This is a genomic window from Shewanella sp. ECSMB14102, from assembly GCF_000813075.1.
In the GTDB taxonomy this organism is placed as follows: domain Bacteria; phylum Pseudomonadota; class Gammaproteobacteria; order Enterobacterales; family Shewanellaceae; genus Shewanella; species Shewanella indica.
In genome coordinates this window covers 26,710-47,702 of record NZ_JWGX01000026.1, presented here as the reverse complement: position 1 = coordinate 47,702, position 20,993 = coordinate 26,710, and the positions used below count along the sequence as shown (strand labels likewise).

The 20,993-nt window shown below is 52.6% G+C and carries 23 protein-coding genes; 9 read left to right on the top strand and 14 right to left on the bottom strand.

Annotated elements, in window-relative coordinates; translation table 11 throughout:
- Positions 1–201: 201 nt before the first annotated feature.
- The gene (gene zapE, locus RC73_RS09800) at positions 202–1,296 is read right to left on the bottom strand and encodes a cell division protein ZapE (protein ID WP_039034466.1); all 1,095 of its coding nucleotides are present in this window, start codon (positions 1,294–1,296) and stop codon (positions 202–204) included.
- A gap of 215 nt (positions 1,297–1,511) precedes the next feature.
- On the opposite strand from zapE, the gene RC73_RS09795 reads away from it, so the two are divergent.
- The 3 genes from RC73_RS09795 (at position 1,512) to degS (ending at position 4,597) form a co-directional block, all read left to right on the top strand.
- On the top strand, positions 1,512–1,865 hold the full coding sequence (locus RC73_RS09795; protein ID WP_052248117.1) for a ZapG family protein: 354 nt from the start codon (positions 1,512–1,514) through the stop codon (positions 1,863–1,865).
- A 144-nt stretch (positions 1,866–2,009) separates the two neighbouring features.
- Positions 2,010–3,365, top strand: coding sequence for a Do family serine endopeptidase DegQ (degQ, locus tag RC73_RS09790; protein WP_039034465.1), 1,356 nt, complete (start codon positions 2,010–2,012; stop codon positions 3,363–3,365).
- 149 nt (positions 3,366–3,514) lie between these two features.
- Positions 3,515–4,597 carry an outer membrane-stress sensor serine endopeptidase DegS gene (gene degS / locus RC73_RS09785; RefSeq protein ID WP_039034464.1) on the top strand — a complete coding sequence of 361 codons (1,083 nt, stop codon included), beginning with the start codon at positions 3,515–3,517 and terminating at the stop codon, positions 4,595–4,597.
- A 76-nt stretch (positions 4,598–4,673) separates the two neighbouring features.
- On the opposite strand, the gene rraB is transcribed toward degS, so the two are convergent.
- The 6 genes from rraB to RC73_RS20090 form a co-directional block, all read right to left on the bottom strand.
- Complete coding sequence (gene rraB / locus RC73_RS09780) at positions 4,674–5,063, bottom strand: ribonuclease E inhibitor RraB (RefSeq protein ID WP_025009331.1); 390 nt, start codon at positions 5,061–5,063, stop codon at positions 4,674–4,676.
- Positions 5,064–5,094: 31 nt separating this feature from the next.
- Complete coding sequence (locus RC73_RS09775) at positions 5,095–5,838, bottom strand: 1-acylglycerol-3-phosphate O-acyltransferase (RefSeq protein ID WP_039034463.1); 744 nt, start codon at positions 5,836–5,838, stop codon at positions 5,095–5,097.
- Between the two features lie 149 nt (positions 5,839–5,987).
- Entirely contained in the window at positions 5,988–6,749 is a 762-nt protein-coding gene (locus RC73_RS09770) for a metal ABC transporter permease (protein ID WP_152608431.1), read from the bottom strand.
- A 2-nt stretch (positions 6,750–6,751) separates the two neighbouring features.
- Positions 6,752–7,660, bottom strand: coding sequence for a metal ABC transporter solute-binding protein, Zn/Mn family (locus tag RC73_RS09765; protein WP_039034462.1), 909 nt, complete (start codon positions 7,658–7,660; stop codon positions 6,752–6,754).
- Positions 7,644–8,843: a hypothetical protein gene (locus RC73_RS09760; RefSeq protein ID WP_039034461.1), complete on the bottom strand. Its 1,200-nt coding sequence runs from the start codon at positions 8,841–8,843 to the stop codon at positions 7,644–7,646. Before RC73_RS09760 ends, RC73_RS09765 begins: the two co-directional genes overlap by 17 nt.
- 81 nt (positions 8,844–8,924) lie before the next feature.
- Positions 8,925–9,224: a hypothetical protein gene (locus RC73_RS20090; protein ID WP_082014291.1), complete on the bottom strand. Its 300-nt coding sequence runs from the start codon at positions 9,222–9,224 to the stop codon at positions 8,925–8,927.
- A 236-nt stretch (positions 9,225–9,460) separates the two neighbouring features.
- Here RC73_RS20090 and RC73_RS21375 point away from each other — a divergent pair, with 236 nt between their 5' ends.
- Positions 9,461–9,586 carry a hypothetical protein gene (locus tag RC73_RS21375; RefSeq protein WP_039034459.1) on the top strand — a complete coding sequence of 42 codons (126 nt, stop codon included), beginning with the start codon at positions 9,461–9,463 and terminating at the stop codon, positions 9,584–9,586.
- 4 nt (positions 9,587–9,590) lie between these two features.
- Here the strand turns inward: RC73_RS21375 and RC73_RS09745 are convergent, their stop codons facing one another.
- Positions 9,591–9,926, bottom strand: a complete 336-nt coding sequence (locus tag RC73_RS09745; RefSeq protein WP_039034458.1) for a hypothetical protein — start codon at positions 9,924–9,926, stop codon at positions 9,591–9,593.
- Positions 9,927–10,107: 181 nt separating this feature from the next.
- Between RC73_RS09745 and RC73_RS09740 the strand changes: the two genes are divergently transcribed.
- Positions 10,108–11,727, top strand: a complete 1,620-nt coding sequence (locus RC73_RS09740) for a mechanosensitive ion channel family protein (RefSeq protein WP_039034457.1) — start codon at positions 10,108–10,110, stop codon at positions 11,725–11,727.
- A gap of 57 nt (positions 11,728–11,784) precedes the next feature.
- Here RC73_RS09740 and RC73_RS09735 read toward each other — a convergent pair whose 3' ends face one another.
- Together RC73_RS09735 and RC73_RS09730 are read right to left on the bottom strand one after the other, a co-directional pair.
- A complete protein-coding gene (locus RC73_RS09735) occupies positions 11,785–13,491 on the bottom strand; it encodes a formate--tetrahydrofolate ligase (protein ID WP_039034456.1) in 1,707 nt (568 codons plus the stop codon).
- Between the two features lie 233 nt (positions 13,492–13,724).
- Entirely contained in the window at positions 13,725–14,558 is an 834-nt protein-coding gene (locus RC73_RS09730; protein ID WP_039034504.1) for a MaoC/PaaZ C-terminal domain-containing protein, read from the bottom strand.
- Between the two features lie 198 nt (positions 14,559–14,756).
- On the opposite strand from RC73_RS09730, the gene RC73_RS09725 reads away from it, so the two are divergent.
- Complete coding sequence (locus RC73_RS09725) at positions 14,757–15,551, top strand: methyltransferase domain-containing protein (RefSeq protein WP_039034503.1); 795 nt, start codon at positions 14,757–14,759, stop codon at positions 15,549–15,551.
- Here RC73_RS09725 and RC73_RS09720 read toward each other — a convergent pair.
- Both RC73_RS09720 and RC73_RS09715 read right to left on the bottom strand, forming a co-directional pair.
- A complete protein-coding gene (locus RC73_RS09720; protein ID WP_039034455.1) occupies positions 15,512–16,147 on the bottom strand; it encodes a chemotaxis protein CheD in 636 nt (211 codons plus the stop codon). The genes RC73_RS09725 and RC73_RS09720 overlap by 40 nt on opposite strands.
- Positions 16,148–16,192: 45 nt before the next feature.
- Positions 16,193–17,080 (bottom strand): TraB/GumN family protein, encoded by an 888-nt coding sequence (locus RC73_RS09715; RefSeq protein WP_039034454.1) that lies wholly within the window; start codon positions 17,078–17,080, stop codon positions 16,193–16,195.
- Between the two features lie 47 nt (positions 17,081–17,127).
- Here RC73_RS09715 and RC73_RS09710 point away from each other — a divergent pair, with 47 nt between their 5' ends.
- Positions 17,128–17,439, top strand: coding sequence for a hypothetical protein (locus tag RC73_RS09710; protein ID WP_039034453.1), 312 nt, complete (start codon positions 17,128–17,130; stop codon positions 17,437–17,439).
- A 118-nt stretch (positions 17,440–17,557) separates the two neighbouring features.
- Positions 17,558–19,291 carry a GGDEF domain-containing protein gene (locus tag RC73_RS09705; protein WP_039034452.1) on the top strand — a complete coding sequence of 578 codons (1,734 nt, stop codon included), beginning with the start codon at positions 17,558–17,560 and terminating at the stop codon, positions 19,289–19,291.
- Here RC73_RS09705 and RC73_RS09700 read toward each other — a convergent pair.
- Complete coding sequence (locus tag RC73_RS09700) at positions 19,288–19,812, bottom strand: DUF3016 domain-containing protein (protein ID WP_039034451.1); 525 nt, start codon at positions 19,810–19,812, stop codon at positions 19,288–19,290. The two genes, RC73_RS09705 and RC73_RS09700, sit on opposite strands and share 4 nt — an antisense overlap.
- 278 nt (positions 19,813–20,090) lie before the next feature.
- Between RC73_RS09700 and RC73_RS09695 the strand changes: the two genes are divergently transcribed.
- Complete coding sequence (locus tag RC73_RS09695; protein ID WP_039034450.1) at positions 20,091–20,396, top strand: hypothetical protein; 306 nt, start codon at positions 20,091–20,093, stop codon at positions 20,394–20,396.
- 6 nt (positions 20,397–20,402) lie between these two features.
- Here RC73_RS09695 and RC73_RS09690 read toward each other — a convergent pair whose 3' ends face one another.
- On the bottom strand, positions 20,403–20,912 hold the full coding sequence (locus tag RC73_RS09690; protein ID WP_039034449.1) for a DUF4240 domain-containing protein: 510 nt from the start codon (positions 20,910–20,912) through the stop codon (positions 20,403–20,405).
- Positions 20,913–20,993: the final 81 nt, after the last annotated feature.

Genomic DNA, 20,993 nt, shown 5'->3' with positions numbered 1-20,993 from the left:
GCTTTAAATCCGCCCAATCGGCGGAGTAACGTGGGCAGGTGGCGGATTATAGTCAAAGCTGAACTAAAAATCACCTGCTTTTTAATATCTCGCCTTAAAAGACGATCTTTTTCAAGCTGTTAGCACTTTGCCGCCATCCAAGGCTTATTGAGTATGGCTATTTGATTGAATTTCCCGCATCTAAGCGGATTTTCCCTTTAGCTATGGCAGATGTTCCAGCGCCAGGTAATCCCGGGACTGCATCTCAATCAGGCGGGAGCGGCAACGGCGAAATTCAAAACTCAGTTGCCCATCAGTGTAAATCTGCTCGAGCGGCACCTCGGCTGAGATGATAAGTTTCACATGCCGCTCGTAGAACTCATCCACCAGCGCCAGGAACCGGCGGGCGATATCATCCCCTGTCTGCTGGGCGCCCATCTGTTCCAGGCCGCTGAGCAGCACAGTGTGAAACAGTTGCGCCAGTTCCATATAGTCCCGCTGACTGCGCGGTCCATCACACAGGGCTCTAAAGTCGGCCAGCAAAACACCTTGGGCTTGTTTGCGGATCACTATGCTGCGTCCATCTATTTCCAGCGGCGATTCAGAGACTTCCGACTCGGGCGCCAGTTGGGTGAAATAACGTTGCAGGTTGGATTCGGCCGTTTCATCGAGTGGATGATGGTAGATCTCAGCCTGCTCCAGAGTTCGCAGTCTGTAGTCGATTCCTGAATCGACATTCAGCACCTGGCAGTTGGCCTTGATCTCGGCGATAGCCGGTAAAAATCTGGCCCGCTGCAAACCGTTTTTATAAAGATCATCCGGTACTATGTTGGAGGTGGCCACCAAGACCACGCCCTCCTTGAACAGGGCTTCGAACAGAGTGCCCAGTAACATGGCATCCGTGATGTCCGAAACAAAGAACTCATCGAAACAGATCACTCTATATTTCGCTGCCATCTGTTTGGCTATCACCAATAGAGGATCCCTGGTTCCCTTGAGCGCGTCCAGCTCCTGATGAATTCTGTGCATAAAGCGATGAAAATGCGCCCTTAGTTTCTGCTCACCCGGCAGGGCATCAAAAAAGGTGTCCATGAGGTAGGTCTTGCCGCGCCCAACACCGCCCCAGAGGTAAAGCCCCTGAACCTTGCTGTTTTTTTCCCGGCTGAACCAATTGCGCCATCCGGACTTTTGCGGCCTTTGCAGCTCATCATAAACACGCTGCAATGCCTTTACCGCTTGCTCCTGCGCCGGGTCATGGCTGAAATCTTCACGGGTGAGATCTTGTTGGTAATGCTGCCAAGGGGTTAACTGCGACACTTGAATTCTTCTCTTTTAACCTTATTTGATGGGTACTAGGGAAGATGCGAACAAGTCCCACAAGGACTGGTTCGCATCTTCCCTAGCCCAACTCAAGCAACAGAGTCGGGGCGGCAAATGGTATCATGAGACCCACTCTCGGGGTATATTTTGCCTTTTATCCCTATGGGATCGGGCAAAAACTTAAGACACAAAGACAAACTTAAGGAGTCGATATGGAATGGCCACTGGTGTTTGCGGCTTTCATTCTGGGGTTAATACTGGGTTATATCGGCAAGACCTTGGTCAGCCGCGGACTCAGCAAGAGTAGTAAAAGTGTGGCTATTGAACGCAGCAAGATGGAGTTGAGCCAACACAAACAGGAAGTCAGTGATCATCTGGCTGAACAAAGAGCACTGCTGGGACAACTGACAGAGCAAATCAATCGCCTTAATCAGCACTGGAATCAGGGCAGCCAAAGATTAGCCAAAGAGGAGCAGCTGGCCCCTTTGCCATTTATGCAAACCAGTATCAGTGACCTTGATGACAAGAGTGACGCCGTACTCTCGCCGGAAAGCATTAAAAATTAATCTTTATTAATGAAGGATGAACTTTTTAAACAAGATTAAAGTCGGATTAATTACCGAACGCTCGTAAAAGAGCCTTTAAGATTCAGCCACCTTGGTGGCAAACAGTACATGGTTATTTGATCCCGTATTAGGAGCAATGCATAGATGAAGACCAAGTTATCTCTTGTTTCCGCCGCCCTGCTTGGAGCCACACTGACACTGGCTCCTGTGGTTTCCCAGGCCGCTCTACCTCAAGCTGTTGCCGGCCAAACCATGCCGAGCCTGGCCCCCATGTTGGAGCAAACTACTCCAGCAGTTGTCTCTGTCGCCGTTTCCGGCACTCAGGTTTCCCGCCAACGGGTACCGGATATCTTCCGCTACTTCTTTGGCCCCAATGCCCCTCAGGAGCAAGTACAGGAGCGCCCCTTCCGCGGCCTGGGCTCCGGTGTCATCATAGATGCCGATAAGGGCTACATAGTCACCAACAACCATGTGATTGATGGCGCCGATGATATTCAAATAGGTCTACACGACGGCCGTGAAATAAAGGCCAAGTTGATAGGTAAAGATAAAGACGCCGATATCGCTCTGCTGCAGATTGAAGCCGACAACCTCACGGCAATCAAGTCCGCCGACTCGGATGACTTAAGAGTCGGTGACTTTGCCGTAGCCATAGGTAACCCCTTCGGTCTTGGGCAAACCGTCACCTCAGGTATCGTCAGTGCTCTGGGGCGCACCGGCCTTGGCATAGAGATGCTGGAAAACTTTATTCAAACCGATGCCGCCATCAACAGCGGTAACTCAGGCGGCGCCTTGGTTAACCTGCGCGGCGAGCTTATCGGTATCAATACCGCTATTGTGGCTCCCGGCGGCGGTAACGTAGGTATCGGTTTCGCGATACCGGCCAACATGGTTCACAGCCTGGTGGATCAGATAATCGAACACGGCGAAGTGCGCCGCGGCGTGCTGGGGGTTATGGGTCGTGATCTGGATAATGAACTGGCTCAAGGCTTCGGTCTCGAGACCCAGCACGGTGGCTTTGTCAGCGAAGTAATGGAAGGCAGCGCCGCCGACAAGGCAGGCATCAAGGCCGGTGATATTATCGTCAGCATCAATGGGCGCAAGATCAAGAGCTTCCAAGAACTGCGGGCCAAGATTGGCACCATGGGTGCCGGTAGTAAAATAGAGCTTGGCCTGATACGTGATGGTGATGACAAGACAGTCAAAGTTACCCTGGGCGAAGCCAGCCAAGTGAAAGAAACTGCGGCGGGTGCTGTTCATCCGATGTTGGCCGGTGCCACACTGGAGAACAGCAAGAAAGGTATCGAAATCACCGATATCGCCCAGAACTCTCCAGCGGCCATGAGTGGCTTACAAAAAGGTGACCTGATTATTGGGGTTAACCGCACCAAGACCACCACCCTAAAAGCGCTGAAAGAGGAGCTTAAAGAGCAGCAAGGCGCGGTGGCGCTGAAGATAGTCAGGGGCAATAGCAACCTGTATCTGATCCTCAGAGGTTAACAACCATCCTGAAAAAGCGGGGTGCTCCCCGCTTTTTTTATTTCCGGCGCCCAATTCAGGGCAAAATTAACTTCCCGAGCCTTGACTATTGTTCGCAATAGCAAGAAACATGCTAATCTAACGAGCCTTTTTTAATATTCAGCAATGTCATCACAATGAAAGAAACCCTGATCTATATCTGCAAAGCAGTGGTCTTTGGCCTGGTAATGGCGGCAGTCTTTCTGCTGGTCAGCCGTTTTATGGGCGAAGGCAATCTTGGTGGCAACCTGTTGCAGTTCAGGGGAAACAGTGGTGCAGAGCTGTCCTTTGCCAAAGCGGTACGCCGCGCCGCGCCTGCAGTGGTGAACATCTACAGCCTGAGCATCAACCAAAGCCGCCCCCTTAACGGCGGTTCGCTGCAGGGCTTGGGCTCAGGCGTTATCATGCGCAAAGAAGGCTACATTCTCACCAACTATCATGTAGTCAAGAAGGCCGATGAGATTGTAGTGGCATTACAGGACGGCCGAAAATTCGGTGCCGAAGTGGTCGGTCAGGATCCGGAAACCGACCTGGCCGTGCTGGAGATCCAAGGCGAAAATCTGCCCGTGGTGCCGCTTAACCTCAACAGTCCTCCTCAGGTGGGCGATGTGGTGCTGGCCATAGGTAACCCCTATAACCTGGGACAAACCATCACTCAGGGGATCATCAGTGCCACCGGCCGTAATGGCCTGAGTACAGGCTACCTGGACTTTCTGCAAACCGACGCCGCCATCAACGCCGGTAACTCGGGCGGCGCCTTGATTGATACCCATGGGGGACTCATAGGCATTAATACTGCCGCCTTCCAGATAGGTGGTGAAGGGGGGGGCCATGGCATCAACTTCGCCATTCCCATCAAGCTGGCCTACGCCGTCATGGGCAAACTGATCAAGGATGGCCGGGTTATTCGCGGTGCCTTGGGGATCTCGGGTGAAGACGTCAGCCCGGTTGTGGCACAAATACTCAACTTGCCGGATCTTCGCGGCGTAGTTGTGACCGGCATAGAACCTAATGGCCCGGCAGCGCTGGCTGGCTTGAGACCCAGAGATGTAATCACTCAGTATCAGGGTGAAGACGTTACCCGCATCTATATGCTGATGGACAGGATTGCCGAGACCCCCCCCGGTACCAAGGTCACCCTGCAGGTGATCCGCGCCGGTAAACAGATAGAACTTCCGGTTGTCATTGGCGAAAAGCCGGTAGACTACAACTGAAAATCAATCTGCCGGTAAAGGTGGCAGAAACAAAAACACCGGGTCAAGAACCCGGTGTTTTTATTGGTAACAGGACTTAGTCCTGCTCTTCGTCGTCTTCATCTTCCAGCTCGTCACCTATGTAATAGGTGCCCCAGCCGTCATAGTCGACCTTGTGCTTGACCGCAAGCTGCAGCAATTGCTCACAGGCCTTATCCAGAAGCTCGGCTTCCAGTTGATGATAGGCTATAGCGTCAAAGCAGAAAATCAGACTACCGTCATCCAGTTCCACCTCTTCAGCATCGTTAACCTCAAAGCCCAATTTAAAGGCATCGACTGCGGCTTTTTCCAGACGGTCAAAGTTAGTGGACGAAAAATGGTGCTCTATGGTGTATTCAGCATCGGCCTCAGAACCGTCATCCAGCAAGGACTGAATAATGTCACGGTTTTCCTGCTTCTGTGCCTGCAACAGACGTTCAATGGACATGCTTGTCTCCGAAAAAATAGGTCAGAGGGTATTATACGATATCCGCGGGCACAGTTTTACCCATAAGTGCTGCCGCCTCGGCATTCAGTTGTTTGAGCTTACTGGCCATGGTGGCATGGATCTTATCGGACAACTCTTTGACATTAGCCTTACTCAAGCCTTGGGTTGCCACCGGCTCCATCATCTCAATAATCACCACACCATTGTTCCAGCGGTTGAGCTTAATATGGCATTGATTGGAAGCCAGCACAGGCACCATAGGCACCCCGGCGGCTATAGCGGTATGAAATGCTCCAGCCTTAAAGGGCAACAGGCCGCGACCGCGACTACGGGTACCCTCAGGAAAGATCCACACAGAAAGGCATTTCTCTTTGATCTTGCGCGCCGTTTCGGCCATGGTTTCAAAGGCGCGGGCACGGTTCTTGCGATCGATGAGAATATTACCCGAAAGCCAATAAAGCTGACCAAATAGCGGCATCCACAACAGACTTTTCTTCCCCAGGCTGACAGTGCCCTTGGGAACCGCAGCAGTATGGGTAAACATATCGAAATTATTTTGGTGATTCGCCAGGAAGATACAGGGCTCACCCGGTTTGGTTTTGCCTGCTCGCACTATAACTTTAACACCCAATATGGGCGCTACCGCCGAAAAAAGTCGGGCAAACAGGTGTACATTATCTCTGTGTCTCGGGCGTAAAATGCAAAAAATGCCACCAAAAACAAAGGCCAGCAACAAGAGCACTGCCAGCAGCAGAGAACGGACTATCAACAGCATAAATTTACTCCGCTTATGCAACGGCGGACAGTATAGCTACAGGCCTGCTGCGGCTCAATCTTTTGTTTACATCTGTGCGCTGATTTTTAACAGCAAAAAAAATGCGGCCGCCGGGCCGCATTTTGAGGCTTGTTCTCAGTTTCCTGAACTCAGTGACGATCGCTGAAACTTAACAGTATACGAAACAGCAGAGCGCTCAGTGCCAGAGTTGCCACTATAGCGGCCCCACTAGGCAGGTCATAACTCGCCGAGGCCCACAGACCGGCGACATAACCCAATACTCCGACCAGATAGGCCCAGCCAAGTGCGAAACGGCCGCTGTATTTATTCAACGCCAGTGCCGGCAGAATCAAGGTGCTGAACACCAGATAGACACCCACCAGCTCCACAGACAGGGTTATCACCAGGGCAAACAGGGGATAAAACACGGCGCCATTGAGCAAAGACGGGCGCCACAGCAATAGCCCCAACACCAGAGCATAAACCAGAGCCGGCAAGATCAGTTGTGGCCAGTTGACCCAAAGGATCTGCCCCGACATCAGTTGCTTGAGCAGCTCGGCACCATGGGGGTCGTTGGAGAGCAACAACATGGCAGCCACTGCAGCCAACACATAGAAGCAGCCGATCATGGCCTCCAGTTCAGAGGCCATTTTACGTGACAACCAGGCTATGATTCCGGCCCCGGCCAGGGCAAACAATGCCGGCATCCATACATGAGAATAAGGGATCTCCTCCAAATCATGATTAAGATGCGCCACTATCGCCCCCAGTGCCGCGACTTGGGCAATCGCCAGATCGATAAAGATGATCCCGCGCTTCAACACCTGGCGCCCCAATACCACATGGGTTGAGAGCACCAGCAGGCCGGCCGCAAAGGCCGGCAGAAGTATGCTGAACAGTCCGCTGTCCATAATCAATTCACACTCTTGAGCAGCGAGATGGCGCTGTCATACAGACTGAAAAGATCCTGGCTCTGGGCGTTACCACCGACCGACATGGGCAATACCAATACCGGCAGCTTGGCTCTTTCACCCAACCAGTTGGCGCCACGTTCATCCTGATAGGATGCCACTACCACGGCACTGACATCCCCTTGCCCTGCCCGTTCAAGCAGCGAAGCCAAATGTGAACTACTGGGAGGCAACCCGGGCTTGGGCTCAAGATCCGCGACCTGAGAAACTCCCAACCAGTTGAACAGATAGCGGAAACTGGTGTGATAGGCGATAACCTTCTTGCCCTTGAGTGATGCCGCTTCGGCTTCCCAGTTGGGAATAGCCTGCTGCCAACGCTCGCTGAATGCCTTGAGCGCAGCCTCATAGTCGGCTTTTCCTTGAGGATCCAGGGCCACCAGCTTGGCGCTCAGCGCCTTGGCGATATCCAGCATCCGATAAGGGTCAAAGTGCAGATGCGGATTCCCCTTGGCGTGCACATCCCCCATACTGCGGTCGACCGAATCCAGCTTATCCAGGGTCTCAACCTGATCGGCTGCAAAAAACAGCCCCTGATCCGTAGAGCGCACCTTGGCGTTGGAAGATTTCATCTGCAGCATAGGCAACCAACCGATTTCCAGATCCGCACCGGCGCAGACCGCCAGATCAGCCTGGCGCATCTTGGCGATTAAACTGGGCCGCGCCTGCACCTGGTGAGGATCCTGCAAGGCGGTTGTGGCCGAATAGATGTCCGCATCCGGCGCCAAGCTCTTGGCCAACGCGGCATATTCAGGTTCACAGGCAAAAATATTCAGGCTGGCCTGAGCCTGCCAACTGGCCACCAGAGTCAAAGCGGCCGTGGCCAGGCCGACAAATTTAGAATTGATGCGCACCGTGGGCCCCCAGAGTCATAACGTATTGCAGAGTGATAACATTGTCGTCTTCGATACCGTCGAAACTAGTGCCACGCTGATTGGTGTACTGCAGTCTTACGGTAGAGAAGTGGCTGTGATGCCAAGCCAAGCTGACCTCGGTTTCTTTCAGCTTCTGACCGTGGAAATGATCGTCATGGGCGTGCTGGGTATCCAGCTCACCGTAACGGATCCCGGTAGACCAGCTGGGGCTCCATTGGTAGACACCGCTCAGATACCAGCCCTGATGGTAATCTTTCGGCTCCGCATGAACGTGTTCATCCTCATGATGCTCATGCTCGGCCTCGGCAACGAAATCCGCCACCCGGAAATACTCACCACTCACAGTCAGATGCTGATACTTGTAGTTGCCGTTGGGCGCCCACTTGTAAACAAAGTCGGCAATATAGGTATTTTCCCCCGTATAAGCAGCACCATGACTGTGACCTTCGTGGTCGTGATCATGCACCTCTTCCTCACCCGCGTGCTCTTCAAAAGGGGTCAGGCGGCCATTTTCATTGCGCAGATATGACAACCCCAGCTGCCATGAGCTGTCTGCCCCTATATCACCGCCTATCTTGGTGTAAGCGGTGTAGACACCCACATCCTCGAACTCGCGTTCACCGTGTTCATCCTCGGCACGCATCTTGTCACCTTTGAAGGCCTCCAGCCCCATGACCCAGTAAAGATCAGTCGGCGCCACATAGTTCAAGCGGATACCATCATCGAAGTAGTGATTGCCCAAGAATGCACGGTAAGCCGCCGGTCGGTCGGTAAAGGCGTCTGTGTGGGGATGCTGGTTATTGAGATAGCCCACGTCAGACAGGAAACGACCGGCACGCACCGCAAACCCTGCCGGCATCGCCAAAGTTTGAATAAAAGCCTCTTCCAGCTCCACTTCGGTATCACCATCATGGTTTTCTATGATGGTGGTGACTTTTCCATAGAACATATCGTCAATATTGGCGCTGAGCGCCAGTTCGGTTTCCCCCAGACCAAAACCTTCCTGACGCTCGGCCAAGGGACGATCCGCCGTTTGATAATAGCCATCCAAAACCGCACTGATCGCCGGATTGGTCAGCGTAGGGTCCTGGGCCATTGCACAGGTGGAAGCCAAGCCACAGGCCAAGGCCAGAGGCGAAATACGAGTTGAAAAAACAGTCATTTTAGCTCCTGAAATACAGCAGTCATCGCACCGCAATTCCATGCGGTCGATAGCAAAATTTAAATAGAGGTTTCTTTAAATTCAGGCTGTGACAGGGGGAGCACGACTGTTGAACAGGCGAACGTGGGGCGCCTGCCAGGAAGGAGCCGTAAGATTGACTCTGATATAGGATTGTTTGACAGCATCCAGATGCAGCCCAGTGCCGGGCATGACCTTATTCAGCTGATGCTGATGAAAACAGAGAGTACAGTGGGTCTTATGACCCTCTTGGAGATGGGAGATGCTGTGGGCCGAAGCAGCCACAGACAAGAGCACCAATATGGCAGCAAGCCATATGGCAATAGTGCTTCTTGTGCGAACAGCGATATCCAAACCTAACATCCCCCAGATAGATCCGGCGCTAGTGTAAGCCAGCCTGCCCCGAGGTTGCAACAAGGTTAACAGGGCGAAGCTGAAACTAAAAGTTACAAGATATGTAACGGCGCAGAGGTTTCGGCGCAAATCACAGGCCGGGCGGAGATTAAGTTCTGCTTAAGCTCTGCCGGTTAAGGTTTACCCTATACTCTTTGTGCTCGCACGGACCCGTCCATGAGAGCAGCCTAACCAAAGGAAAAGCTATGTTGGCATTTCTCAAAAATAACCTGGGGATTATCCTGTTTGCCATTCTGTTTTGCGGCGCTATTTTGGGCGGCATCTATTACGTAGAAACCTCCCTGGCCAATCAGGTACAGGTGATAGAATAAGCCGTTAGCGGTACTTCTGCCGCTGCGCCGAATCATCCTCTTCAACTTTAACCGGCGCTTCAACCGTGTGCAGATGATCCATCAGGTGGCTGATCAGCAAGACGATCAGCCCAAGGATTGCGACAGGTATCCCGAAGTGTCTGGTCTCTGGTACCAACCAGGCACAAATAGCCGCAGCCCCCCCCAGATAAAAACCCGCCAGTTTCAATTTCAATAACCAAGGCGTCTTTCCAAGCCAGGCCTCGCAATGAGGACACTGGATCTGCGCAGAAAAGCCGCTGCCCCGCTGCTGGGCTATCTGAGAAACATTAAAGGTTTTATTGCAATTGGAGCATAACACTCGGGCGTTCTCCGGCGAGTTCAACAAAGGGGCGCTATTCTAGCAAAGCTGGCGTCCGCCTTATATCTCCCATGTGCGAAAAACCACAAATCCATGCGCTTTTTAGGCACCATGGAAATTTTCGTGTCATATTTATTAACTCCAACACCTCAGAAAAACAGATAAAAATCGGACTAAAAACATGGTTAGATCTCTCTTGCTCCTGTTGTGTTTAACTCTTTCCTGGCAATCCTTTGCATCTGAACCTGAACGGCTCGCCACCGAGCAGTTCACTTTGATACAGCAAACTATAAGACAAAATATCCAACAGCTTCGCACTGCCAAGGGCGAACTCAAGGCAGTGACTGAGTTTAGGATCAAGGCACTGACTCTGGCACAGCGAAATAAACTCAAAGAGAGCATAGATGCCATTGGCGACAAGAATGCAGCCCCTCAGGCCCTGATGAACGTTCTGCCGCACCTGCAAACGCAGCGGCAACTCCTGCAGCAGATGGTGCAATATCTCGACAAGGAGATAGTGTCGCTGCAGGGCAAGCTCGGCAAAGGGGAAGATCAACAGCTGATGCTTGAGATCTCCCGCCGCAGCCTGGAAAAGGATGAAATTCAAAAAGGCTTGCTGGAACTGCTCAATTGGTCAGAACAACTGGGGCAGGATGTCAGCCAGGCGAAAGAATCACTCAAGCAACGTCTTATCGTCAGAGCCGGGTTGCTGGAGAGCCTGGTGAGCTATAACCAGCAGCAATTGGCCGTGCAAATGGCCGAAAATGCGCTGGCGGGCAAAGATGTCAGCAGCGAGCAGAGCAAGACCTTGACCCTGCTGAAAGAGCGACTGGAAAACAACAGCAGCAGCCTGAGCGCAGTGATAAGCATGCTGGATAAGTTGGATGTGGATACCAGCGATCTGAAAAAGACCCTGTTTGCCATCTCGGGGGATATCACCCAGGATGTACTCAATATCGATGTTGTCTCCAGCCTGGCGGGACAATGGTTTGAAATCGCCAAGGCGCAGTTGGTTGAAGGCGGGCCGGATATACTGTTCAAGATATTTATCTTTTTGTTTATCTTGCTACTTACCGTCTTGCTGGCCAAACTGACCAAGCGAATCGTTGCCAAGGCGGTCAGTAACTCCAAGCTCAAGTTCAGCAAGCTGCTGCAAGACTTCTTCACCTCGCTTTCGGGCAAGGTCATCTTCACTTTGGGCTTGTTGATCGCCTTGTCACAGCTGGGATTCGAACTCGGGCCTCTACTGGCTGGTTTCGGTATTGCCGGGGTGATTATCGGTTTTGCGCTGCAAGATACCCTATCCAACTTCGCCTCAGGAATGATGATCCTCATCTATCGCCCCTTCGATGTGGGAGATCTGATCCATGCCGCCGGAGTCACAGGCCGAGTCAGCCATATGAGCCTGGTTTCAACGACCATCAAGACCCTGGACAACCAACGACTGATTGTTCCCAACAACAAAATTTGGGGCGATACCATTAACAATATCACCGCCGAGCATCACAGACGGGTAGATATGACCTTCGGCATCAGTTACAGCGACAATATCGAACAGGCCGAAGCCGTGCTGGAGCAACTGGTACAAGAGCATCCCAAGGTACTGAAACACCCTGAGCCCACGGTTAAACTGCACCTATTGGGTGAATCCTCGGTGGACTTTGTGGTGCGCCCCTGGGTCAGGCCGGAAGATTATTGGGAGGTTTACTGGGACATTACCCGGGCAGTGAAGATGCGCTTCGACGAGGAAGGGATCAGCATTCCATTCCCGCAGCGGGACGTACACTTCTATCGCGGTTAAATCGGCGCGGCAGTCTCCAATACAACAAAGGGCGCATCTGCGCCCTTTGTTGTCGAATTAAAGCCCTATCACTTCACCCTGCTCATTAATATCGATATGCAGATAGCCGGGGTTCAAACCCAGCCCAGGCATTGTCATCACCTTGCCCACCAAAGCGGTGACAAAACCGGCTCCGGCATTGAGCCTAAGCTCAGTAATAGGCAAAGTAAAACCGCTGGGCGCCCCCTTGAGTTTGGGATCGTGGCTGATAGACATAGGCGTCTTAGCCATACACACAGGCAACTTGTCTGCGCCAAGGCGCTGGATCTCGGCCAGTTGCTCACGGGCCTTGGCCGACAACTCAACCCCGGCAGCGCCATAACCAAGCTCGGCCAGAGTTGCCAGACTGGCCTCGAGTCCAAGCGAAGGGTCATAGAGAGGCTTGAAGCCATCGCCCTTGCCTATGGCTGCCAATACCGACTCGGCCAGGGCCTTGGCGCCATCGGCACCGAGGGCAAAAGCCTCACTGAGTTCACAAGCATCGGCACCCTCGGCGAGGCAGGCCTGCCTCAACCACTCAAGCTCCTGCTCGGTATCTTCGGGAAAACGGTTGATAGCCACCACCACAGGTGTGCCGTAACGGCGCACATTGGCCAGGTGCCAGGCCAGATTGACAAAGCCCTGCTCCAGAGCCTGCTGGTTAGGCCGGCTTACTGCCTCGCCCTTGAGTCCTGCGTTACTCTTAAGTGCTCTCAAGGTCGCCACCAAGACGGTGCAATCAGGCTGACGTCCGGAAACAGGTGCCTTAATATTACAAAACTTTTCAAAGCCCATATCCGAGCCAAAGCCGCCTTCAGTGACCACATAATCGCTGAGTTTCAGCGCCATCTCATCGGCAATAATAGAGGAGTTGCCGTGGGCGATATTGGCAAAGGGTCCGGTGTGGATAAGACAAGGGGCACCGTTGAGAGTCTGCATCAGTGTCGGCTCCAACGCCTGACGCAAAATAGCGCACATGGCACCGGCAACCCCGAGCCGCTCGGCGGTAATCGCCTGTCCAGCAGTGTCGAGCGCCAGCAACACCTGACCAACACGGCGGCGCATATCGGCAAGATCGCGACTCAGGGCCAAAATCGCCATCAGCTCCGAGGCGGCGGTGATATCAAAGCCAGACTCATGCTCCGGGCCATTGTTATTTCCCAGCCCTATCTGAATCTGCCGTAAGCTACGATCATTGTGATCCATCACCCTGTGCCAAAAGAGCTTTTCCGGATCGATATTGAGCGCATCCAAGCCACTGCGACGGCTAAATTCTGCTGCCCCGAGGCGCTGCTCATGATGCAACCTGGCATCCAGCGCAGCGGCGGCCAGGTTATGGGCGCTGGTAATGGCGTGAATGTCCCCGGTAAGATGCAGATTCAGTTCTTCCATCGGCACTATCTGGGCATAACCACCGCCGGCAGCCCCCCCTTTGACGCCAAAGACCGGCCCCATACTGGGCTGGCGCAAACAGGCGCAGACCTTGTGCTCGAGCGCATGCAGGGCCTGGGTCAAACCTATGCTGGTCACCGTCTTGCCTTCACCGTGTGACGTAGGCGTTATCGCAGTCACCAGAATCAGCTTACCGGGCAGATAGTCATAGACTCGTTCGAGCAAGGACAGCGGGATTTTTGCCTTGTGGTCGCCGTAACAGCTGAACTCACCGGGACGCAACCCCAGCTCAGTAGCGATATGCTCAATGGGACGCCTCGGCGTCATTCTAGAGATCTCTATGTCCTTCAACATTCAGTAAAACTCCCACAAGGGCCAAAGCAAATAGATCAAAGGACCCGCATACTAGGCCATTCCGGCTTCAAGCTAAAGTCGAAGCGCTCTTTATTCAGCAATACCTTAATCTGAGTCAAGAAATCTCTGGCCGGAATTGGCCGAAAAACAGTTTCCGAACGGAAGGAAAATAGCGAGCGCAGGAATAATAGAGCCAAACAGAGGCCAAGGTCGGAAACCTAGGCCCCGACAGCTCAGAGCAGGGAGAGCTCACCACAAAGGTGTGGCCTACGCCCCTTTTGATCCCTGAGTTCAAACTTATAGCCCTGCTCCATGGGCTCGGCGCAGAAGCAGACACTGGCCGGCATAAACAGCGGCAACTTGAACGCCACGTCAATGACACAGGGTTTATTGCCCAGCTCAGGCATCAACTGAGCCACGCAGCGGGCCTTGGACCACATGCCGTGAGCCAGCACCCGGTCGAAACCAAAACGCTTGGAAAGCAGGGGATGCAGATGGATCAGGTTATAGTCACCCGAGGCTCTGGCATAACGCCGCCCCAAATCGTCACCCAACTCCCAGACACTGGGGTTTTCCCACAGAATATCCCCGGCTTTGGGTGGCCTTGCCCTGCGCCCCGGCTTATCTATGCGATACAGATAAGTCGATAGGGATTCCCACACCAGCTCTCCGGCCACAGTCACCCTGGAGATAAGGTCAAACTCCAGCCCGGAATCTGTCTCTCGGCTATCAGTGAGGCGACAGTCGATATCGAAACGCTCATCCACAGTAACACTGCGAAACTGACTGATACGATTACGCAGGTGGATCATTCCCAGCAGAGGAAAAGTGATAGCGTCATGGGTAAAGATCACCGCATGCAACCTGAAGGCCATCACGTACAGATAGGTAGGCGGCAGAGTTTTGCCATCAAACTCGAAGCCACACACCTGAGCGTAGTCGGCCACCTTGCCGGGCTCCAAAGCCACGCCGGGAGTATTAACGCTGATACGAGGTAAAGGCTGGTTGTCCCAGCCAGGCTTTCGCCCGAAAAAAATCTTGCGATACAGCGAAAACAACGAAGGCATTGTTCGCAGTTCGACACTGAATTCCATAACCAAAAAGCCCACCTTGAGTATTCCAAGCCGAGCATTATCCCTCATCCCTGCCGTTTTCGGAGCTATCTATGATTTTGCGATCTGTCCGCCATAAGCGCTTGGCTCTGATGCCAAGGGCTGCGGCTTGTGAGACACTATATGCCTTCAAGTCATTCAGAACCCTCCAAAGTGCAAGATCAGAACTTTGACAAGCTGGCGCAAAAGTTCGCCAACAATATTTATGGAACCCCTAAAGGACAGATCAGAGCCGCGGTGCTCTGGCGCGATCTGCAGGAACAGTTACCCTACTTTGCCGGCCGTAAACTCAGAGTACTGGATGCCGGTGGCGGTTTCGGTTTTTTCAGTCAGAAACTGGCGGCTATGGGGCATGAGGTGGTGCTGTGCGATATCTCATCGGCCATGCTGGAACAAGCCCGGGAACAGATAGCCGCCTCGGCCGCCCCCTTGGATATTCAACTGCTGCACTGCGCTATTCAGGAGCTGAACGTAACGGAACTGGGCCAGTTCGACCTTATTCTCTGCCATGCGGTTGCCGAATGGTTGCATGATGCCAAAAGTACGCTGGCGGGCTTGCTGTCACTTTTGAAAGATGACGGCCTGTTTTCACTGATGTTTTTCAATAAGGAAGCGATGCGCTTTCACGCCCTGGTGTCAGGTAATCTCGACTATGTGGCTGCCGATCTGCAAACCCGCAAAAGAGTCCGCCTCAGCCCGAAACATCCGCTGCAAATAGCTGACGTACAAGCTTGGTTTAAGGAGTGGCAACTGGAGTTGAGGTGTGAATCCGGGGTCAGAGTCATCCATGACTATCTTAAAAAGAGCTTGCCGGATAATTTCGACTTCCAGCAACTACTTGAGATGGAGCTGAAATACTCACGCCAGCAACCCTATCTGTCTCTGGGCCGTTACGTGCATTTCATTGCTCACAAGGCATCCGGGCCGAATAACTCGATCGAGGGTTGATCTTTGCTATCCACTATCTGATCCAGATAACGGTTCTCTTCCGGCACCAGCTGCGCCAGACGTTCGGGATCCATGTGCTTGAGCAAGACCTTGCCGCTGTTGGGGTGAAACATCACCTTGCGCGGCCAAGGGCCGCCCAAATCCTCCGCCTGCACAGGGATCTGCTCAAGTTTGAGATAACGCAGTACAAAATCTATGTTGGACCGGCCGACATTCAGCACACTGTTTTGGCCCATTCTGGCACCGCCAAAAATCTTGGCCTGTAATCTATGTCGCTGACCGCCGACACAGAGTATGGCGTTGACCAACTGCTCCATGGCCCAGTTGCCGTAACGACAGCTGTAACTGGTCAGTTGCTGCCAATCTTCGTGAAGTTTACGCTCGGGTAACAGAAAGTGATTCAAGCCACCTATGCCGAGTACGGGATCCCAGATACAAGCCGCCACACAGGAACCCAAACGGGTAAAAATGTACTCATCGGCACCTGTAATATAAAAACCGCCGGGGTCGACCCTGGCAACCACCTTGCCAAAACGTTGATCCCACTGGCGAACTGTTCCTTCAAACCCCTTGTACGCATCGCTAATGCCTTGCATCTCAACTCCCTGTGTTCAAGCACAGCAAGTATAGACCTCAGCGCCTCAGTTTGCCTCGCCGGGCGGTATATCACAGCTTTGCTGCCAGCAGTTACGACTGTCGACTCCGGCTTTATGCAGATACTCGAGTAGGCTCCTTTTGCCGGCCAGATGCCCGGCACCGACGGCCACAAATAGTGGCGCCTGATTGGAACCCATCAGACTCAACAGACGCTCGGCCATGCCTTGGTTACGCTGCCACAGCAGTTTTTCCAGCAATACGTTTTCTCCTTCGGTGGACAGCTGATGCAGCATCAATTCGGCCAAAGCTTTTTCATTCCCGCTGCGCCAGGCCGTGATCAGCGCCTGGATCTCCCTATCTTCACCGCGAATGCTCTCCCTAACCATATTCCACTGGTACTCCAGCGCCAGCGAGTCCAGCAGTGCCAACTGCATTTCTGTACTTTCCAGCTCTAACACAGGTTTGCCACCTACCCCATCCAACAGATACTGCTCAACACCCAGGCTGGGTTGATAACCCAGCTCCACGAAGCGTTGCATACTGATCTGTACCGACTGCAACCAGGGGGACATCATAGCCAATTGCCGACATAAAGGTTTACCGCCACAGTATCCCTGCAGCAGCGTCTGAGTTTCCTCATCCGGTGTTGCAGCCTTCAAGCCATACTGCTGCAGCAATTGCTGCGCCGCAGGATCGCGAATATCAGCTTCCAGTACCAGAGCACCGGCATTGTGATAGGCCTGCTCTATCTGGTTTGGCAGTGGATAAAAATCAGCCTTGCCGACATGCACTGAGCCCATGAGAAAAGCCGTCTTACCGGCAAACTCCAACTGGTAGAAGGGTGGTGTATCACCATCTTTTGCTTGGGCCCAACCACTTAAAAGTAAGCCACATCCGAAGAAGAACCACAGCAGTCGACTTGTTGCGCGCATCCCTGTTCCTTATAATTTCAGCCAAAGTTCATCAGTTAGAGGCTGTTATGCCATACACCAAGGTCATTGAGCAACTGAAAGCCAATCTGCAGACCGCTTACCGCCAGGCTGTCGATGCCGATAATCGTCTGGATCAGCTGCAACAAGCCGGTCATGGAAAGTTTTCTGCCGTATTCACTCAAGAGCAAGGCTTTACCACATGCAGTAACCGCTTCCTCCCCTATGTACAGGAGTTGGCACAGGCGGTAGCGGATCTTGAAGCCGAAACGGCACCCACCCCGGAACAGCTGGAAGCCCTACTGCCGAAACTGGCAGTCTTGTTGCAAACGCTGCAACAATTTAAACAGCAGAGTAAATAGCAAGAGTTCAATCAGTTGAATCAATAATATGAGCCGGGCCAAGCCCGGCCTTGTCATCTTAGTGTCACTTGCAACACCTAGACTCTATCCGATTTGGGGCCTTGTAAGGTATTGCAGTTTGATGGCCATAGACAGAATAGCTGAACTCGGAAGTGTGTTGGATAACGAGGATGTCACCGCACTGTTTCAGCCGATTATCAACATAGACAGCAACAGTATTCATGGTTTTGAAGCCTTAAGCCGCGGCCCCATAGGCAGCAGCGTTCACTCTCCATTTCATCTGTTCAGTGCTGCCGAACGCCTGGGGCGCCTCTCCGAGCTGGAAACCTTGTGTCGCCGGGTATCCATAGCCCAATTTCAGCAAAAACAACTGCCTGGCAAGCTTTTTATCAATATCTCACCCAAGGCGCTGCTGGATCCAACCCATCCCAAGGGGCAAACACTCAAGCTCTTGCAACAGTTCGGCATAGCGCCATCCAATGTGGTCATAGAGCTGTCGGAACAATACCCTGCCGATGACATAGATCAGCTCAAAGCCTGCCTTAATCACTATCGCAATCAGGGGTTTTTGACCGCTCTCGACGACTTGGGTGCCGGTTATTCTGGCCTGCGTCTCTGGTCAGAACTGTCCCCCGACTATGTCAAAATTGATCGCCACTTTATTCACCAAATAGACAAGTTTCCGGTAAAACAGGAGTTTGTCCGCTCCATCATAGAGCTTTGCCAAAGCCTGACCTGTAAAGTCATCGCCGAGGGTATAGAGACTGAAGCCGAGCTGACGATACTGCGCCAGCTCGGGATCACTTATTGTCAGGGCTTCTTACTCGGCAGACCCGAGGCGCAGCCGGATAGACAACTGCAAACCCGCTATCTCACCATTCGTCAGCAGGAGCAACCTAGATACAACGAGGCGGCGGAGAGCCTGTGCCATCAGGCACAAACCTGCCCCTCCGAGACTGAGCTCAAGCAGTTGAGCGAACGCTTTCTCTCCCAGCCGGAGCTTCAGTGCATTGTGGTGCTGGAGCAGAAACACCCCTTGGGACTGGTCTATCGCCATCGGCTGATGGAGCTATTTTCCCGTCCCTATGGCCGCGCCTTGCATGAACACCAGGCGGTGACTGAACTCATGGACAGAGACGTGCTTCTGGTCGATGCGGCCACACCTCTGTCATTGGTAAGCCAAAAACTTACCGCCAAGCCTGGCTCCGAAATAGCGCAGGAATTCATTATCCTGCGTCAAGGTGAGTTTATCGGTCTTGGTCACACCCGCGAGCTGCTGCAGCGCATTACTGAACATAGAATACAGATGGCGCGCCACGCCAACCCGTTAACTGAATTGCCCGGGAATGTACCCATTCAGGAAGAGCTGCAACGGCTACGGAAACTACGACAGCATTTCTATCTGGCCTATTTTGATCTATGCCATTTCAAGCCTTATAACGACATCTATGGCTTCAGTCGTGGTGATGAAGTGATAAGGGCCGTAGCCGACCTGCTCAGACAATATGGTAAAGCGCAGTTTATCGGCCACGTGGGTGGCGATGATTTTGTGATGATAGGCACAGAGCCAAAACTACTCGGGGTTTGCCAGCAGATATTGGCCGAGTTTGAGCAGAGTAAAAGGCAATTCTTCAGTGATGAACATTGGCAAAGACAGCGCTTATTTGCCAAGGACAGACAAGAGCAGGAATGCTTTCAACCGCTATTGCGCCTCAGCGTCGGAATACTGCCACCGCCATTGAGTCTGGATGCCAACGAACATGAATTATCCCGCCTGTGTGCGCTGGCGAAAAAGCAGGCCAAGCACACCCCCCAAGGGCTGTGCTTGCTGGATATGCCGAAAACGGCTTAGAGTTTTGGCTTGAGTGTTTTCTGGAACCAGTCTTTCAGCATTCTTTCTTCATAGCGGAAGCTGTCGCTGTTGATTCTGTCCACATGGTCGAGAAACTGCATATCGGTCAGCTTTTCATCGCCGGCAATGACTACCTGATCGCCTTCCAACAAGCGATAACTGAAGCTTATTTTTGGTGGATAAACGTTCTTGACTACACGTATATCGTTGGCAGTAGCACCAAAGGTAGGCCGCACATCACCGGCCAAATCCACGTCTGTGACCGTCAGCTCCAGCTTTTGGTTGTCTTTTAGAGAAGATGAAACGTCTTTATCCAGAGTCTTGGTCAAGGTATCGAACAGACGTTTTTCATAACGGGATTGCAGCTCGCTGGCAGACTTGATATCCCGAAAATCCTTAGGTGACTGCCACTCAATTTTGACCTTACCCGACTCGGTAACCGGGTTTTCATCGACCTTGTCGGCCGCCAGCACCGAGCCAGAGGCCAGGGCACTTACAAGTAACAGATGTCTGATTTTCATCTCAGCCTCCTTTGGGAGCGATTGTCAGTATGCTTTTGCTTCAAACTCAGAGTATAAAATTTAACCTGAATCCGGGCTTAACGCAAAACTAATATGCGAATAGTGTCGTGCTATAAGTAGCTATTTTAATGTGATATTTTTCGTAATACATCATCCAGGAAGATTAACTTGAGTATCAATTTGTAGCCGCAGCAACAAACTTTCAAACAATGCGGCTTGAGTCAGCCCCGCTGAAGTAATCTAATAGACCGAAAAACCGAGCCATTACAGGAGCACCAGTGAAACTCTCACCGCCTTTGCTAATTACCTTGGGACTCTTTACCGCTCTGGGAATTGTTCTCATTGCCATCAATCAGGATGCTAAACCCAAGGGGCCGGAAACCTGGAGTGCCTTCATTTATACCCATGGTTTCGATTCGGGGCGTTATCTCAAAGAGGACGATTTTGGCGACTATGCCAGCTGTAAAGCGTTCGCCATCGAGAAGTCCCAGGCCGCAGAAGGGGCTCCTTGGGAGTGCGGCAGCTACTGCCGCTTTGACTCCCGCCGCCAGGGCTTTCAGTGCGAGCAGATGCGTAACGACTAAGTCTGCTTAGAAGGGGAAACGGGCGCTGAGCTTGGGGTACTGTTTACGCAGTGCCTTGGGCTGGTCGTTGAAACGCTTGCCCTTGGGCTGACTCAGCCCCGAAGGCACAAACGGTAACTCTTTGCCGGTACGGGTCTCGTATAGCTGGCCGGCCAGCAGATCTATCTCCTCAACAAAAGGATAGGCGTAACCATTCAATTGCGGCCAAACTTCCAGCTCTCCCAGCGAATCCGCTGCATTGCAGGCCGCCTGATAACGCTCCTTTCCCAGAGTCACCAGGAAGTTCCGGAACTCGGCGAAACCATAATCTGAATCAACTCCGGCAATGATGTAAGCTGCGCCCCAAAGATCCCAGCTGTAACTCAACCTGAGCAGCCTGGCAAAGTGCTTATCAAACTCTGCCAGCTCATCATCGCCCAGGCTTTGCAGTTTTTCGGTCAAACGCGCCTGGAGTTCCTGTTGTTCCTGATCGGGATAGTCGCGGCTGACCAGCTCCCAGAACTGCTCTTCTGTCATTGAGTGTTATCCTGCCAAAAATGTCGGCGCTCATTTTACCGGAAAATGCGATTAAAATCCGGCTGGACTCACCCCAGGGCT